This window comes from Paracoccus aminovorans, assembly GCF_001546115.1.
Lineage (GTDB): Bacteria > Pseudomonadota > Alphaproteobacteria > Rhodobacterales > Rhodobacteraceae > Paracoccus > Paracoccus aminovorans_B.
Window position 1 is genome coordinate 900,987 of record NZ_KQ955208.1, and the last position, 14,840, is coordinate 915,826.

15 protein-coding genes are annotated in these 14,840 nt (G+C 63.1%); 13 read left to right on the forward strand and 2 right to left on the reverse strand.

What is annotated here, in order from left to right; genetic code table 11:
- Nucleotides 1-382 (forward strand): hypothetical protein (locus tag ASV56_RS24120; RefSeq protein WP_216635372.1); only part of this gene is annotated, 382 nt, incomplete at its 5' end.
- 127 nt (nt 383-509) lie between these two features.
- Here ASV56_RS24120 and ASV56_RS04675 read toward each other — a convergent pair.
- A complete protein-coding gene (locus ASV56_RS04675) occupies nt 510-1,040 on the reverse strand; it encodes a peptidoglycan-binding domain-containing protein (protein WP_062560983.1) in 531 nt (176 codons plus the stop codon).
- A 20-nt stretch (nt 1,041-1,060) separates the two neighbouring features.
- Here ASV56_RS04675 and ASV56_RS04680 point away from each other — a divergent pair, with 20 nt between their 5' ends.
- The 3 genes from ASV56_RS04680 to ASV56_RS04690 are packed head-to-tail and all read left to right on the forward strand — an operon-like array spanning nt 1,061 to nt 4,713.
- Nucleotides 1,061-3,454, forward strand: coding sequence for a phage tail length tape measure family protein (locus ASV56_RS04680; RefSeq protein WP_062560984.1), 2,394 nt, complete (start codon nt 1,061-1,063; stop codon nt 3,452-3,454).
- Nucleotides 3,454-4,092 carry a hypothetical protein gene (locus ASV56_RS04685; protein ID WP_062560985.1) on the forward strand — a complete coding sequence of 213 codons (639 nt, stop codon included), beginning with the start codon at nt 3,454-3,456 and terminating at the stop codon, nt 4,090-4,092. Before ASV56_RS04680 ends, ASV56_RS04685 begins: the two co-directional genes overlap by 1 nt.
- 3 nt (nt 4,093-4,095) lie before the next feature.
- Complete coding sequence (locus ASV56_RS04690) at nt 4,096-4,713, forward strand: hypothetical protein (protein ID WP_062560986.1); 618 nt, start codon at nt 4,096-4,098, stop codon at nt 4,711-4,713.
- A gap of 9 nt (nt 4,714-4,722) precedes the next feature.
- Here the strand turns inward: ASV56_RS04690 and ASV56_RS23415 are convergent, their stop codons facing one another.
- The gene (locus ASV56_RS23415; protein WP_156429066.1) at nt 4,723-5,289 is read right to left on the reverse strand and encodes a hypothetical protein; all 567 of its coding nucleotides are present in this window, start codon (nt 5,287-5,289) and stop codon (nt 4,723-4,725) included.
- A gap of 93 nt (nt 5,290-5,382) precedes the next feature.
- On the opposite strand from ASV56_RS23415, the gene ASV56_RS04695 reads away from it, so the two are divergent.
- The 9 genes from ASV56_RS04695 (at nt 5,383) to ASV56_RS04735 (ending at nt 14,788) form a co-directional block, all read left to right on the forward strand.
- The gene (locus ASV56_RS04695) at nt 5,383-5,811 is read left to right on the forward strand and encodes a DUF6950 family protein (RefSeq protein WP_062560987.1); all 429 of its coding nucleotides are present in this window, start codon (nt 5,383-5,385) and stop codon (nt 5,809-5,811) included.
- A 30-nt stretch (nt 5,812-5,841) separates the two neighbouring features.
- Complete coding sequence (locus ASV56_RS04700) at nt 5,842-9,285, forward strand: phage tail protein (RefSeq protein WP_172823730.1); 3,444 nt, start codon at nt 5,842-5,844, stop codon at nt 9,283-9,285.
- 7 nt (nt 9,286-9,292) lie between these two features.
- Nucleotides 9,293-9,778 (forward strand): hypothetical protein, encoded by a 486-nt coding sequence (locus ASV56_RS04705; protein WP_062560989.1) that lies wholly within the window; start codon nt 9,293-9,295, stop codon nt 9,776-9,778.
- 62 nt (nt 9,779-9,840) lie between these two features.
- Nucleotides 9,841-10,182 carry a hypothetical protein gene (locus tag ASV56_RS04710; protein ID WP_062560990.1) on the forward strand — a complete coding sequence of 114 codons (342 nt, stop codon included), beginning with the start codon at nt 9,841-9,843 and terminating at the stop codon, nt 10,180-10,182.
- Nucleotide 10,183: 1 nt separating this feature from the next.
- Complete coding sequence (locus tag ASV56_RS04715) at nt 10,184-12,574, forward strand: hypothetical protein (protein ID WP_062560991.1); 2,391 nt, start codon at nt 10,184-10,186, stop codon at nt 12,572-12,574.
- 1 nt (nt 12,575) lies between these two features.
- A complete protein-coding gene (locus tag ASV56_RS04720; RefSeq protein WP_156429067.1) occupies nt 12,576-13,451 on the forward strand; it encodes a hypothetical protein in 876 nt (291 codons plus the stop codon).
- A 124-nt stretch (nt 13,452-13,575) separates the two neighbouring features.
- A complete protein-coding gene (locus tag ASV56_RS04725) occupies nt 13,576-14,040 on the forward strand; it encodes a hypothetical protein (protein WP_062560993.1) in 465 nt (154 codons plus the stop codon).
- Entirely contained in the window at nt 14,024-14,332 is a 309-nt protein-coding gene (locus tag ASV56_RS04730; RefSeq protein ID WP_062560376.1) for a prefoldin domain-containing protein, read from the forward strand. The genes ASV56_RS04725 and ASV56_RS04730 overlap by 17 nt, the downstream gene beginning before the upstream one ends.
- 204 nt (nt 14,333-14,536) lie before the next feature.
- Nucleotides 14,537-14,788, forward strand: coding sequence for a hypothetical protein (locus tag ASV56_RS04735; protein WP_156429068.1), 252 nt, complete (start codon nt 14,537-14,539; stop codon nt 14,786-14,788).
- Nucleotides 14,789-14,840: the final 52 nt, after the last annotated feature.

Genomic DNA, 14,840 nt, shown 5'->3' on the forward strand with positions numbered 1-14,840 from the left:
GTCTCTGGTCAGTGCAGGGCTAATGGTCGATCCTGGCACCTCTGGGCAAATAAAAATATTCAGTAGCGGTGCCAACGCCCGCGGCGAGGAATTACTTATGAATGGATGCCGATCTATATACTTTTCTGTGCCAAAAGACCTGCTGAAGACAGGAAACTTCGATAAATTGGTTGTCCGGAATAAGGACGATGTGGGCGCTCCTGTTTATGTGTTGACCGAAGCAGGTGAGGCCATATCTTCCATTCTTCCGGATAATTCTGAACAAGTAATAAGAAATTACGCGCGCATGCTTTCCCACCATGTAGAGGCACGAAAAATAGTACTTTATCGTCCAACTGACGGAGGGCTAGTTCCGTGTGGATACGCGGAGCAGATAACGTAATCGCGGGGCTAGGCTTGCATTATTCGTCGGCGAAAGCTGCCCCGCACCCGAGCCTACCAGGCCGCTAGAGCCGGTCGGGCAGGAAGCGTGAACGAGGCGCCCCCGAGAGGGGGCGTCGCCATTTCCCCTAGGCGTCGATCAGACAGGCCATATAAGCCAGTTCGTCCTCGCCATCATCCACCATTACCGACGGCTTCATGTAGGTTTCCCCCAATTTAATGAGGGGGCCATAGGTCATGAAGGTTTGCCATCCGACATATGCGCCATAGAGGTTCTTCGCGTTGACCTCCCCGCAAATCCGCCCTGAAGGTAGGCGCCTGATATCCTTGTATTCGGCTGAAAATGGATCTTTCAAACTATCACCGACAGCATCTTTGACGACCTTCAGGATGCCCTCGTCCTCGACCTTGGTCTCCCCAGTCACTGTTTTGATAGCAAAAAATTTGAACATCTCCGCGAGCGTTGGGTCAAACCCGTTCTTAACCGCAGCAGCGTTCAACCCTTTCCGCGTGGCTGGCCCCATCCTTCCGTCAGGCTTCCCTACCTCATAGCCGAGTGTCCTTAGTTTCATCTGAGCGACCAAGATTTCGCCCACTGTTTCGGCTGACGCTGGATAAGAGAGCGTAGCCAAGGCCGCGACCAACACATAACCCTTCATAATCCCCTCCGAGGCCCTAAATGACCGATTTTGCGAAACTTGTCCTCGCGGCTGATGCTACGGGGCTGAAGCAGGGCGAACAAGCCTTGGACAGCCTCGCAGCGAAAGGCGCCCAGGTCGAGGGCCGGCTTGGTGGCGCAATGAAGCGCACCGCTTCGGACCTGCGGGAAGCCGGCGCGGCAGCGAAAGCGGCCGGGACCGAGATCCAGGCGGCGGCCGGCCAGACCGGCATCCTCGTCTCGCAGTTCAATGACATCGCCGTGATGATGGCCGCGGGGCAGAGCCCGATCCAACTGGCCATGCAGCAGGGCACGCAGATTTCGCAGGTGTTGGTAACCATGGGCGGCGGCGTCGGTGCCGTGAAAGCCCTCGGGGCCGCTTTCATGGGGATGCTCAACCCTGTTTCGCTACTCACCATCGGGTCGGTAGCCATGGGGGCCGCCTTTTCACAGGCACTCACCGGCATGATACCCGAGACCAAGGACTTCGGAGAAGCGATTGACGACCTGAACGAAGCCATCGACCAGGCGCGCAGCAATCTCGATCTGTTCGCCGATGGCGGCAAGAAGCTGGCCGAGATTTACGGCGGCGTATCGGATGAGGTGCGAGACCTCGCCAGCGCAATCGCCCAGGTCGATCTGCGCAAGATGAACGACGCGGCCAGAACCGCTGCAGGCTCTTTGTCCCGCGACTACAATGGCAGCGGGTGGGGCAACGTGTCGCGGCGCGAGGACATGGCGAATGGCCTTGGCCTTCGAGGTGATGCGCTTAACCAAACGGCGAGCCTCGCTGACGCTTTGGGTTCGGTTGACACGATGGGAGAGCGACTAGCCATCTTGACCAAAATGCGCGAAACGCTTGCGGAGGCGCTTGGTGACGCCGAGCAAATGGATGATGCGCAAGCCGCATACTTTGCCAGTGTGGTTGAAGCCGAGAAAGCCGCACGGCGAGCGCTTGAGGTAACCCGCGACACTGCTGCCGCCGAAAAGTCACTTGCCGACGCCAAGATTGCCGCAGCCTATGCCTACGCCGGGGAAACCATGCGGCTGGGCGCTGCGATGCGCGCTGATGTGGACCAGAGGATTAAGAGCCTGTCGACCGAGGCGGAGATCCAACGTCTGGTTGCGCTGTATGGCGCCGACAGCGAGGCGGCGACCCGTGCGCGGGCCGATGCTGAACGAGATGCGCTGGCGGAAACCCTGGAGGCAAAGGGCATCACTGGCGAGCTGGCCGACGAGGTTTTGCGCGCTTACGACGCGACGGTGGATTCTGCGAATGCCACCGCAGACTGGGCCGTAACCATGTCGGCAGTCCGGGCCGAAATCGGAGCCATAGCGTCCGCGCTTGCCTCCATGGGCGGCGGCGCCATCGCCAATGCGGGCAAGTTCGCCGAGCTGACTGCGCTGCGGCAAGGCCGCACCATCGCGGAAGCGGCACGAGAGCGGCAGCGGCTCCAGATGGAGGCGGAGTTCACCGCGCGAGAGGCGGCCGCCGGAACTTGGGTCGAGCGCATGCTCATTCGCGGCGAACGCGGGCTGGCTGAGCGCGGCATGGAGCTAGACGCCGAACTGGATGAAGCCCGGGATAGTGCGCGAGAGAGGGAGCGCGCGGCCAGTCGAAAAGGCGGATCAGGCGGCCGCAAAGGCCGTGGCGGTTCTGGTCGTCGCGAGCGCGCGAACGAATACGAGCGCAGCGTGCAGGACATCCAGGCCGAGACCGAGGCGTTCCTGCGCCAAGCTGATGCGCTCGCCAAGGTGACTGCGGCGGGCGGCGACTGGGAGCATGCCCTTGCCGTCATCGAGGAAGAGCAGAAGCTGCTGAACGCCGCGCAGAAAGCGGGCGTCGAGCTGACCCCTGAGATCCGCGAGGGCATCAGGGGCATGGCCGAGGACTACGTGAACGCTGAGGAACAGCTGGAGCGCATCCGCACCGCCACCGAAAAGGGGCAGGACGTGATGAAGGACTTCTTCGGCTCAATGCTCGACGGCGCGGACGCGGCCAAGGAAGCTCTGGCGAACCTGCTGGCCGAAATCGCCAAGGTGCAATTCGCCAAGGGCATGCTCGGACTGATGGGCGGCACGTCCTGGGGCGCTGCCATCATCAAAGGCATCGGCGGCCTGACCGACGAGAGCTATGACGGTGGTGGCTGGACTGGCCCCGGGTCGCGCACCGGCGGCGTGGACGGCCTGGGCGGGCGCTACGCAATCATTCACCCGAACGAAACCATCTATGACCACACCAAGGGCCAATCGGCCGGCGGCGTGATCCGGGTCGAAATCGACAAGTCGCCCTATTTCGATGCGCGGGTGACCCAGATCGCGGATCGGTCCTCTGCGAACATGGGCAAGGCCGTCAGCGCCAGCATCAAGCCCACGGTCCAGCAATACCAGGTCAACCCGAGAAAGAACCGCTGATGGCGCTCGCAGATGTCTATCCCCTGGCCTTCCTGTCGGACCTGCTGGAGCCGCGCGGGGACTGCCAATTCAGCCTGCGCCGGTTCGATGAGCAGTCCGGCTCGGGTGATGGCCGGTTCTGGTCCGCACGCCTCGCAGGCCCGCTTTGGGAGGTGTCGCTGTCGCTATCGCCGAGGCGCCGCGATGCGGCTGCCGAGATCAGCGCCAAGATCCGGGCAATGGATGGCGGGCGCCGCGCCATGCTGTTCGCCGATGGCGGTTACAAGCCGGCGGCGGGCGGCACCCCGGGCGGGTCCGTCACGGTGAACAGCATCAATGCCGACCGGACGGCCATTGCGCTGGCCGGGCTGCCTGCCAGCTATCGCGTCACGGCAGGCGACCGCATGAGCATCGCGTGGGGCTCGGGCCGTTATTTCTTCGCGGAGTTTGCGGAGACGGTCACCGCCAACGGCAGCGGCGTCACGGCGCAGATCGCCATCATGCCCTACCTGCCGCAGAGCATCGCGACCGGGGCGGCGGTGGAAATGGCCCGCCCGCATCTCAAGGCGAATGTCCCGCCAGGCGGCTTCACGCCCTTCATCGACATTCCGGGGCGTCTGTCGCAGGGCGCCTCGCTGATCCTGCTGCAAAAGACCTGAGCCATGCGCACCTATGACACGAACTTCCTCGCGGCCCTGCAAGGCGCGCGCGACCAGGGCATTGCGCCGGTCTGGTTCTTCTGGATCAAGCCCAAGAACCGGACGACCGGGGCTGAGGTGCCCATGGGCTTCTGGTCGGGCGACGAGGATCTGACGCTGACGACCCCGTTGCCGGGCGGCGGGAACGAAAGCCGGCTCTACATGGGCGGCTGCAACCTCGCCATCGAAGGGCTGCAATATGTCGGCGATCTGAGCGACAACCCGGTGACCGTCACCCTGTCGCAGATCGCCGATGCGGCGCAAGAACTCGCGCGCGGAACCGATCCGCGTCTGGCCCATGTCGAGATCCACGCCACCAGCATGATCGGCGGTGCCTTCGTCAGCGCGCCGCAGCTGCAATGGGTCGGCATCGTGGATGAAGGCCCGATCAGCACGCCGTCATATGGCAGTGAGGGCGGTATCAGCTATTCGGTTCGATCCGAGCTGATGGTCATGCTGACGGCGACCAATCCGGCGAAATCCTCGGACGCGCATCAGAAGCGGCGCGCGGCCGGGGACCGGTTCAGCGAATACGCCAGCACCATCGGCTCTCGGAACGTCCAGTGGTATAAGCAGGGGTGATGAGATGGATCAGGAAGTTACTTGGCCCTTGGCATCGCGAATAGCAGCTTCTGCGATTTCTGCTCCAGAAGTTCCTCCTAGGACAGTATCAAAAGCAACGTTGTCGAGCTGTTGTTTAGGTTCCGGATCAGTGTTGATCTCAAATGTAGATGCGGAGTTTACCCCTCCTAAATTCAGCACTCCAAGCTGAATATCATTCATGCCAAGGAGAAGTGGGAATGCATGTCCAACGTTGATCAGGCGAGTGGAAACGGCCTCTGTCGTAACAAGCTGTTGCCAGCCTAGAAGATATTCCACAGCATAGACCCCGTGCCTTTCTTGTCCATGAACCCCGCGGACAGTGACAACCTTTCCAGTATCTTTAGCCCCGATAAGCGAGGCAAGATCCGCGTCGATCTGCGAGTGATCTGCTCCAGTATCAATAAAAGCCCACACCTCTCGCCATCTCCGGTCAGCGAATACAACCATCCCGTCGACGTCTGCTAATAAGACCTTAATGACCGGCTGCCCCGGCGGGTGCTTTGAAAAGTTGCCGGTGGCTGTATCGAAATACATCACGGGAACGGACGTCCTCATATGATTCTCCATCGGTGTGTCGCAACTCGATGGTGATCCGGCGCCGGGGCTCAAGTCGAGTCCCGGCGTTTCGCATTGCACCAAGGTTGCACCATGACCCAGACCCTCACCCGCCTGCCTGACTGGCGGGCTCGGTTCGCCGCCGAGATGGACCGCCAGCGCCGCGACCCCTTTGCGTGGGGTTCGCAGGATTGCGCCTTGGGCCTTGCTGCCGGGGCTGTGCTGGCCATCACCGGACAGGATATCGCCCAGCCCTGGCGCGGGCGCTATGTCAGCCCGTCCGGGGCAAGACGCGCGCTGCAAAAGGCCGGGTTTGCCTCTCTGGCCGATCTGGTCGCTTCGCTGCTGCCGGAAGTCCCGCCCGCCTTCGCTGACGTGGGCGATATCGGCGTGATCAAGGCGGATGGCCCCGTGAAACAAGCGCTGTGCGTCGTGGATGCCTCGGGCCTGATCGTCCTCACCGAAGCCGGCCACGGCCGCCGCCCGCGCGAAGACATGATCCGGGCCTTCAAAGTCGGATAAGACATGCTGAAAATTCTGTTTCAAGCGCTGATGGTCGCCACCATCGCCGGGCCTGCGCATGCCGGTCCGGTCATGGCTGCGGTCGCCTGGGTCGGCGCCACGCTCAAGGCGGGCGGCATCGCGGCTGCCCTGCTGCGCGTGGCCATTGGCCTGGGCGCGAACCTGCTGTCCTCGGCCATCGCCAAGGCGGTGGCGGACAAGCCCAAGGTCGACGTGCAGTTCGATGTGGATTTCGGCGACGACACGCCGCTGTCATTCGTGGTCGGGGACTATGCCACGGCCGGCAAGCTGAAATACGTCGCTGGCTGGGGCAAGAACCGGCGCTTTGTGACCGAAGTGATCGAGGTCTCCTGCTTGCCGCAGGGCTATGGCAGCATCTGGGTCGGTGACGAGGCCGGGACGCCGAATGGCCTGCGAGCCTATATCACGGGCACGTTCCAGCCCGGGCAGCAGTCGGGATGGGCAGAGGCCGCCACCGTCCCCGGTGGCTCCATCGACATGGGCATGGTGCTGACCAACCTGTCGGATGACGGCAACCGGATCTGCGTCAAATGGGTGGATGGCACCCAGGCCGCTGCCGATCCTTTCCTGACATGGGCCTTCGGGTCTGCCGAGGACTATCCGTGGACCTCGGCGATGATCGGCACCGGCAAGGCCTATGCCATCGTCACCACGCGCTACGATTCGGACTCGCTGACCAGCAAGCCGAGCTATCTGTTCCAGCCGGCACCGCTGCCGATGTATGACCCGCGCAAGGACAGCACGGCAGGCGGTTCGGGCGCGCATCGCTGGGGCAACCGCGCGACCTATGAGGCGACGCGCAACCCGGCGGTCATCGCCTACAACATCGCGCGCGGCATCTATTTCGGCTCGGAATGGATCTTCGGCGGCCGCAACCTGCCGGCATGGCGGCTGCCGCTGGCCGAGTGGTTCGCGGCGATGAACGCCTGCGATGCGGCAATGCCTCTGGCGGGTGGCGGCACGGAACCGGCGTTCCGCTGCGGCTTGCAGATCAGCGCCGACATGAGCCCCGCCGACGTGCTGGAGGAAATCGGCCGCGCCGCGAACATGCGCTTCGCCGAGGTCGGCGGCATGCTGAAACCCATCGTCGGCCTGCCCGGCGCCGCGGTTTTCGCCTTCACCGACGAGTCGATCCTGATCACCGAGGGGCAGAGCTACAAGCCGTTCAACGGGCTGGGCGAGACCTATAACGCCCTGTCCGCGACCTATCCCGAGCCGGCCGAGAAATGGTCTACCAAGGACGCGCCGGAATACATCGACACGGCCGCCACGGCTGCGGACGGCGGGCGCTACCTGCCGACCTCGCTCAGCTATCCGGCGGCGCCCTACCGCCGCCAGGTGCAGCGCCTGATGCGCGCCCAGATGCGGGACTACCGCCGCATGCGCCTGCACCAGTTCTATCTGCCGCCCGAGGCCTATGCCTTGGAGCCGCTGGTGGACATGGTGTCGTGGTCGAGCGCGCGGAACGGCTACCTCAACAAGCTGTTCCTGGTCGAGACGGTCGACAAGATGCCCGGCATGAACGTGCTGGTCACGCTGCGCGAGGTCGATCCGAGCGATTACGACTGGTCGAGCGATTTCGAACTGCCGACGACGGTGGTGACCCCGGTCGTGGTGCGGCCGTGGACGCAGGCCATCACCGGCTTTGCGGTCGCCGCCGAGACCATCACCGACACCGCCAGCAGGGGCCGCGCCCCCGCGATCCGGGTTTCGTGCTCGGGCGACGAGATGGGCGTGACCCATATCCAGATCCAGGTGCGCAAGAACGGCGCGACCGACCCCTATCTGGACGTGCAGCGCCCGTTCAACGAACCCTTTGCCTGGCGCATCCTCGATGTGGTCCAGCGGACCACCTATCAGGTGCGGGCGCGGCTGGTCTCGAACCTGACGTCCAAGAGCAGCTGGACCGCATGGACCAACGTCACCACCCCGGCCATCTATCTCGATGACGGGGATTTCGTCGGTGGCGTGACCGGGCTGTTCACCAGCGCGGGGCTGAAAGCCACCCGGATCATCGCCAACCTGTCGGTGCCGGGCAGCGTGGTCGGCGAGCTGGCCTGGTGCACCGCCGACAGCCGGCTCTATCGCTGGAACGGTTCGGCCTGGGTGCACTTCATCCAGGAGAGCGTGCAGGGCATTCTCGATGAGACCGCCTTCGCGACCAACATCCGGGTGCCCAAGGTATCGGCCACACTGCCGACCACCGGCAACCGGGTCGGCGACATGATCTATCGCACCACGGACGGCATCATCTATCGCTGGACGGGGAGCGCATGGACGGCCGAGGTCGCGGCGACCCAGATCGTCGGACAGCTGATCGCCGGCCAGATCGCGGCAGGCGCCATCGGCACGGAGCAACTGGCCGCACGGGCGGTTGCAGCCCGCCATATGGTGATTTCGGACTTCACCAACCTGGTGCCCGACGCCAACATCGCCGACGCAGCGTCATGGACCAACAACGGCGGGTGGGCGATCCAGACGAGCGGCCCAGCCTTCACGGGTGAAAGGTGGGCCGCCGTCACTGTTTCCAACGCGGCCGCTGCGGCGTTCATTTCCGATTACTGGACCGTCGAGCAGGGATCGGAATATTTCGCATCCATTCAGGCGCGCGGTGGTGCGTCTGGACAAGTTATCCGGCTGAATGCCTACGTCCAATGGTTCAAGACGGATGGCTCGCTGATTTCATCGTCCTATCTGCGGACGGCTGGCGCGGGCGCAATCCCGTTCACCATCACCACCTATGAGGGGTCTTTTGTCGCGCCGAGTGAGGCAACTCGTGCGCGGATGGTCTGGAGCCTCGATACATCTACCGGCACCGCCTATGTTGGGTCTCCCATCGTGCGCCAGAAGAACGCCGGCAAGCTCATCGTGGACGGCACGCTACAAGCCCGGCACATCGAGTTCGAGACCCTGACCGGGGGCTTGATGGCCCCTGCGGGCATCATCACCAAGGCGGCGCAGATCGATGACGCGGTGATCCGCAACGCCCATATCGAAAACGGAACCATTACCAATGCGAAAATAGGCGATGCCGAGATCCAGGGCGCGAAAATCGCGAACCTGACCGTTGACACCATCAACATCAAGGATGGGGCGGTCACGGTCGGACATTACACGACTCTCAATGGCGGGACGGCAACGACCGGAACAATCAGCTACTACGACCCTTTCACGTTTTCCATGCCGGCAGCGGGCCGCGCCTTGCTCTATATGAAGTGCACGGCCTTCAACCCTGCGCTTGATGTGTCGACCAACGCCACATCGACTATTCAGGTCAATGGCATAGATTACGCTCAATCCATTCGACTGAGCAGCGGGTCAGGCGGCGGCACAACGATGTACGAGCGTGCGGTAGCGGTCCCGCTGGTCGCCGGGACGAACACGATCCGCCTGGCCCACCGAAACATGATTTCGGCGGCATGGCAGGTCGACGTCTTTGCATTCAAGAAATGAGGCGGTGATGGATCTGGAAAGTCGGACCTATTTCGAACCGGCAACAGGGGAAATCATCCGGGCCATGCGCTCGGATGCGGACACCCTCGCCCTCAACGCCCCGCCAGGCGCGGACTTCATCGAAGGCATCTGGAGCGGACAGGAGTATGTCATCGTGGATGGCGTGCCGGTGTTGCGGCCGCCGCCCACGCCTGACCCAGGCGCCGCCATCGAAGCCGCCCGGGCGGCAGCGGTCATTCCCCGGCCCGACTTCCTCCTGGCGGCTATAGCGGCCGGCATCATCCAGCCCTCGGACGCCGGCCCGGCTGCGCGCGGTGAAATTCCGCCCTCTCTGGCCTCGGTGTTCGAGGGTCTGCCGCCCGAGGTGCAACTGGAAGCGGTGGTCAGGTGGGGCGCCGCCACCATGATCGAGAGGATGAACCCCATCCTCCTTGCCCTTGCCGATGCCATGGACGTCGGCGAGGCGCAGCTGGACGGGCTGTTCGGCATCTGACCGCATCCGCCCAATCTCATCCCAGCCCCGCCTCGCGCGGGGCTTTTTCTTTGCGAGGACGCATGACGACCCTCCCTTACAATCTGGGTGAGACGACCACCCTTGGCTTTGCCGTGGACCAGGCCGACGGGACGCCGATGCCGCTGGACGGGCTGCAACTGCGCGTCGTGGTGTTCCTGACTGGCGCCGATCTGGTCATCCCGGCCTATGCGGTGGCCGATTACGTCGTTCCACCGGGTGAAACGGAGCAGGTCTGGCATCCGTCGATCATCTCGTTCGATCTGACCCCCGAGAACTTCCAGCTGCTGCCGCGGCTCTGGCCGTGCGCGCCGGAGATCAACGACGGCACCGGATGGCGACAGCTGCCGGGCCCGGACCATTTCATCAAGGCATGGAGGCGCTGAGATGCCGACTATTGGTGTAGCGACCTATGGGATTGTCCGCGGTCCTGCCGGTGACGGAATCACTCCGGGCGAGCGCGATAAAATCGACGAGGCCGTTGCCGCTGCCGAGGATCTGGCGGTGGCGCTGCCGCAGGTCGATCAGGCGCGCGAGGATGCGCAGGCTGCGGCGGGGCAGGCTGCTGGGGATCGGGCGGCGACGGAGGCGGCTCGGACCGCAGCCGAGGGGTATGCCAGTGCTGCCGCGCAGTCGGCGCAGTTTTACGACACCATCGTCGCCGGCCGAGCTGCTGTCGCGGACGGCGAGCAATTCGGCGTGCGCGCGGGCGGCAGCGACGGTCTGACCCGTCCGACGATCTACCGCCGCGACAGTGCGACCGCCCAGATCGCAATGGTCACCATCGTCAATCCCTCCGAGGTGGACGACATTGACGCGCGCACCTCCCAGATTGATGAGGTCCAGGATGCGCCTGCGGATATGGTCCCAATCTTGCATGTGCCGTCGGATGACGATGAAACGCGGGCGGTGATTGTCGCGGGCTACGACCCCGCGACGAATGAAATCGTCATGGATCGGTTGCGCGTGCTGGAACTCGACGCTCCGGTCTCGCCCGAGGTGGATGACGCAATTGCCGCCGTGCAGCAGTCAGTCTCGGGAATGCAGGAGAGCGTGGATGCGGCGGGGTTGGAAGTCATCGAGGACGACCCCGAGGGCGCGGCTTTGCTGGATGATTACATCATCCTCAAGCACGCCCCGTCCGACACCGATCCCACGCGCGCCATCGTCCTTGAGCGGTACAACATCACCACCGGCCGAATCGAGAGCATCGCTGAGGGTGCTGCCGACCAGGATTATCTGCCCTGGCTGCCGACGCCCGAAGGGGCTTACCCACCCTCGACCCTGGTCAATCCCGAGACTGGCGCCACCATCCCTGTCTCTTCCAATGACAGCGAGGGGCGCCGGCGCTTCCAGCGCATGTGGGATCAGGATGCGATCTACGTCCTGATGTGGATCGGCCAATCCCTCAATGCCGGCCAGTTTTCGCTGCTCCATTTGCCCTACGCATCAGGGACGCCGGAGTATGAGGCTATCATGGCCCGGACCTGGGCGCCCTTGACGACGGTCGAGCAAAACCTGTGGCCCACGAAGGCCCTGATGCCGACAGGCGGATCTCATATCATGTTCCAGACCTGGACGGGTCTGGAGCCGCTGCACGAGTACAGCAATGTCCCGGCAGGCACCTCGTCTCCCTCTGGTGAGACGCCGGTGTCGCAGGCGGTTTTCCAGATCCTGCGCCAGATCCAAGCGGATTTCCCGGGCATCTCGGCGGACGACCTCCCCACCATCGTGGGGGTCAATGCCTCTGTGGGGTCGTCCTCTATCCTCAATCTCGGACCAGGGCGGCCGACATGGGATGAGCAAATCCGCTTTTTCCGCTGGCTGACGGATTATGCCGAGGCGCAGGGCAAGCGGGTTGTGCTTCTCGGGGCGCAATATCGCGGCTTTGAGGCGGATTGGGACGTGGCCCGCCCGCTTGATCCTTGGGGCTCCACCTCAGGTGCAGATGTGATCCGAGGTCGGGAGACTGAGACGCTTATGCACACCATGTCAAAGCTCCAGCAGGACATGGAGGAAACCATCCGCCCGATCACGGGGCAGAAGGAACGCATCAAGGTGTTTTGGGATCAGGTGCAGGTCGGCAACTCCAGCTACAACGCCATCACGCACAATCCCAAGGCGACCAGAGCGCAGTTGGAATGCTGGCGCGTCAATCCATGGCTGGTGCCGATGGGATCGAAAGGGGCCAGCCCCGGCAATATCTACGACTTTGTCCATCCCAGCCCCTACGGCTACGCATGGCAGGGTCAGTTCGACGGTGTGGTGATGTACCGCGAGCTTTTCTCGGTCGAGGGGTGGGTGCCGCTGCGGTGCCTGGAGGCTTGGCGTAGTGGTCTGCGCACGTTTGACCTGCGCTTCTCGTCGCAAGTCACGCTGCTGACCGATGACAGCATTGTCGATGTCACTGCGCTCGGCGCAGGCAAGGGGGTGCAGGTCCTCGGGGATACCAACCTCGCAATATCGTCGGTGATGTCCGTCGCGCCCGACACGATGCGCGTCACGCTCGCTGCCGATCCTCCGACGACCTACCGGCAATACCAGGCAAATATCGGTCTGGTATCGCGCCTCAACCATCGCGGAAATCGAACGGGGGCGCGCACGGCGATTGTCGCCGGTTATGGGACGACGGTTTCCAGCCTGTTCACCGCCGCTCACCCGCAGCCCGCATTCGAGGGGGAGGCGAACGACCTTGGTGATGTGTGGTGGGATTACCCTGACACGTTTCCTGGCCTGCAAATGGCCGCACACCAGCAAATCCTGATCGAGAGCAACTGACATGCCTGTTTATTCGCAACGTATCGCCGCCACGCGCAGCCTGTCGGACGCCCCGCTTGGCACAGTGTTTCTTCCCGGACGGGTTGAACCTGATCCGCTGACGGATAACCTCATGGCGGCTCTGCCGGACGGTTCTGTCTGGCTCGATCCGCGGTCTGGTTTTGCATCTGGGTCTTGGACTGATCGCAAGAGCGGAGAGGTATTCGCGCTCGGCACCAATACCGGTGCGGCCATGCCCACCGTGGTTCAGGACGCGCAAAATGGTCAGCGGGGCTTGTTGTTCAGCAACGGGACGTCCGGTTGCCCTCTCGTATCCGCCTCCGATGATATTTGGCCGATTGGGGCAAGCTACACGCTGGTCGCGATGATCAAGCCAACCGGCGAGGCATCAGCGGTGGGCGGGATTGCCGCGAACCAGCGGATCGAGACGTCGCAGACAGGGGGCGTGCAGACCGGGGCGAGCCGCTTCGGCTATGTCGTCTCCGCTTCGGTCCTGGCTCTCAACCATCAGACTCGCGATTCAGCCGGGGCCACGACCACCAATATCGTGCAGTCGGTGACCGGGGCCGCTGCCGGGACTGCGGCCCAAATGTGGATGGCGTCGTTCGACCGCCCCGGCGGCGCGGCAGAGCTATGGCTTAACGGGGCCGTGAACCGCGCGGTGGCATCGGGCATTACCCGGCAGAATGAGGAGGGCCACCTTGTCGTCGGGGCGGCAGGCTATATCCCCGGCACGGTCTACAACCCGCTCCGTTACGCCAATCTGCTCGGATTGATCATGGTGCCCGGGCTTGCTCTGCATCAGAGCGGCTCGCAGCAAACCGAGATCCGCCAGGCCATCGAGACCTATGCCCGCGGCAAGCTCGCCATCTGGTGATCGACAGACAAAAGCCGGGCAGCCCCACCACAAGCCGCCCGGCTCTCCCTCTTGATAGCGCGCCCGGCGCAACCCTGCGTCACATACCGGACACAGCGGGGATTTCATCAGCAACGGAGGTCGCATGATGCTGCGAACCCTCGCCACCGGCTTCGTCCGGTGGTTCACCCACTTCGGCAAGCGCAAGCTGGAATGGATGCTTGCCATATATACGCTCGGATTCGGCCTCTGGCTGCTGATCCCGGCGACCAGCATGAGCGTGGCAAGCTTCTCTCGGGCCTTGGGCATCATGGGAGAGGCCAGTTGGGGCGCCCTCTATGCCATCGTCGGCGCCTGTCATGCCGTGGCCCTTCACATCAACGGTCGATCCGCGTGGACGCCCTTCGCTCGGCTCGCGGCCGTGTCGCTCAACAGCCAGGTCTTCCTGGCAATCACGGCGGGCATTTACCCGTCAAACCCGTGGGGCACAGGCGTTTTCACATACGGATTTCTAGGCATTGGCTTCTGCGGGGTCTGCATGGTGTCTGCCGCTGTGGACTGCGGGAAAGAGGTCAAGGTCTGGAGGATCCGCAATGCCGCCCACGAATGAGACGGTGCAGGCCATCGGCGCCGGTATCGCCGCGTTTCTGATCGCGCTCGGCACATGGTGGGGCACCAAGAAGGGCGATGGCAAGCCGCCTGCCGACCGGGCGCCCGCGCCTCATGAGGTCAAGGAGGCCATCGCGGACCTGCGCAAGCTGATCGAGGACGTGCGCGAGAGCCTCGACAACCACGACGACGACCATCGACAGATCGCGCGGCAGCTCGACCGGATCGAGAACCGGCTCCAGATCACGAACGAGGTCCAGCACTGGCGGGACCGAACCATCCCACCTCGGTGATGCGGACGGCCAGCCCTACATGCTGCCCGTCGCCGGCCAGCCAGCGCTACGATTCCTAGAGCAGATGGATGCCGCTGTGATAATTTTGCATCAAACTGCTCAGTTTAAAATTTATGTTTCGATAACGGTCAAGGGAATTCTGGCGTTTACCAATGATTAACCGTTTTTCGGCAGATTTCCGCTCATCCACAAGGGGTGAACACGATGTCCAAGCCGAAGAAATCAGAGATGATCCGCCACCATGTGTCTGGCCTGAGACGCGCCCTCCAGGCGGTACTCACCGACGATGACGGAGGGCTCGATTCAAATACGGAAGAACTTCGCTGGGATATCGAATGGTGCCGAGATTGTCTTGATGCGATGCTAGTGGCTTTCGAGCTCGATGATGCCAGAGAGATGGTGCGGACCAGTGGTGCGCTTATCTATCAGTTTCCATACGGCGAGAGGATCAACTGAGTCTGCAGCGGGCCAAGAATGCTGCGAGCTTAGCAGAAATCGTCTCCCATTT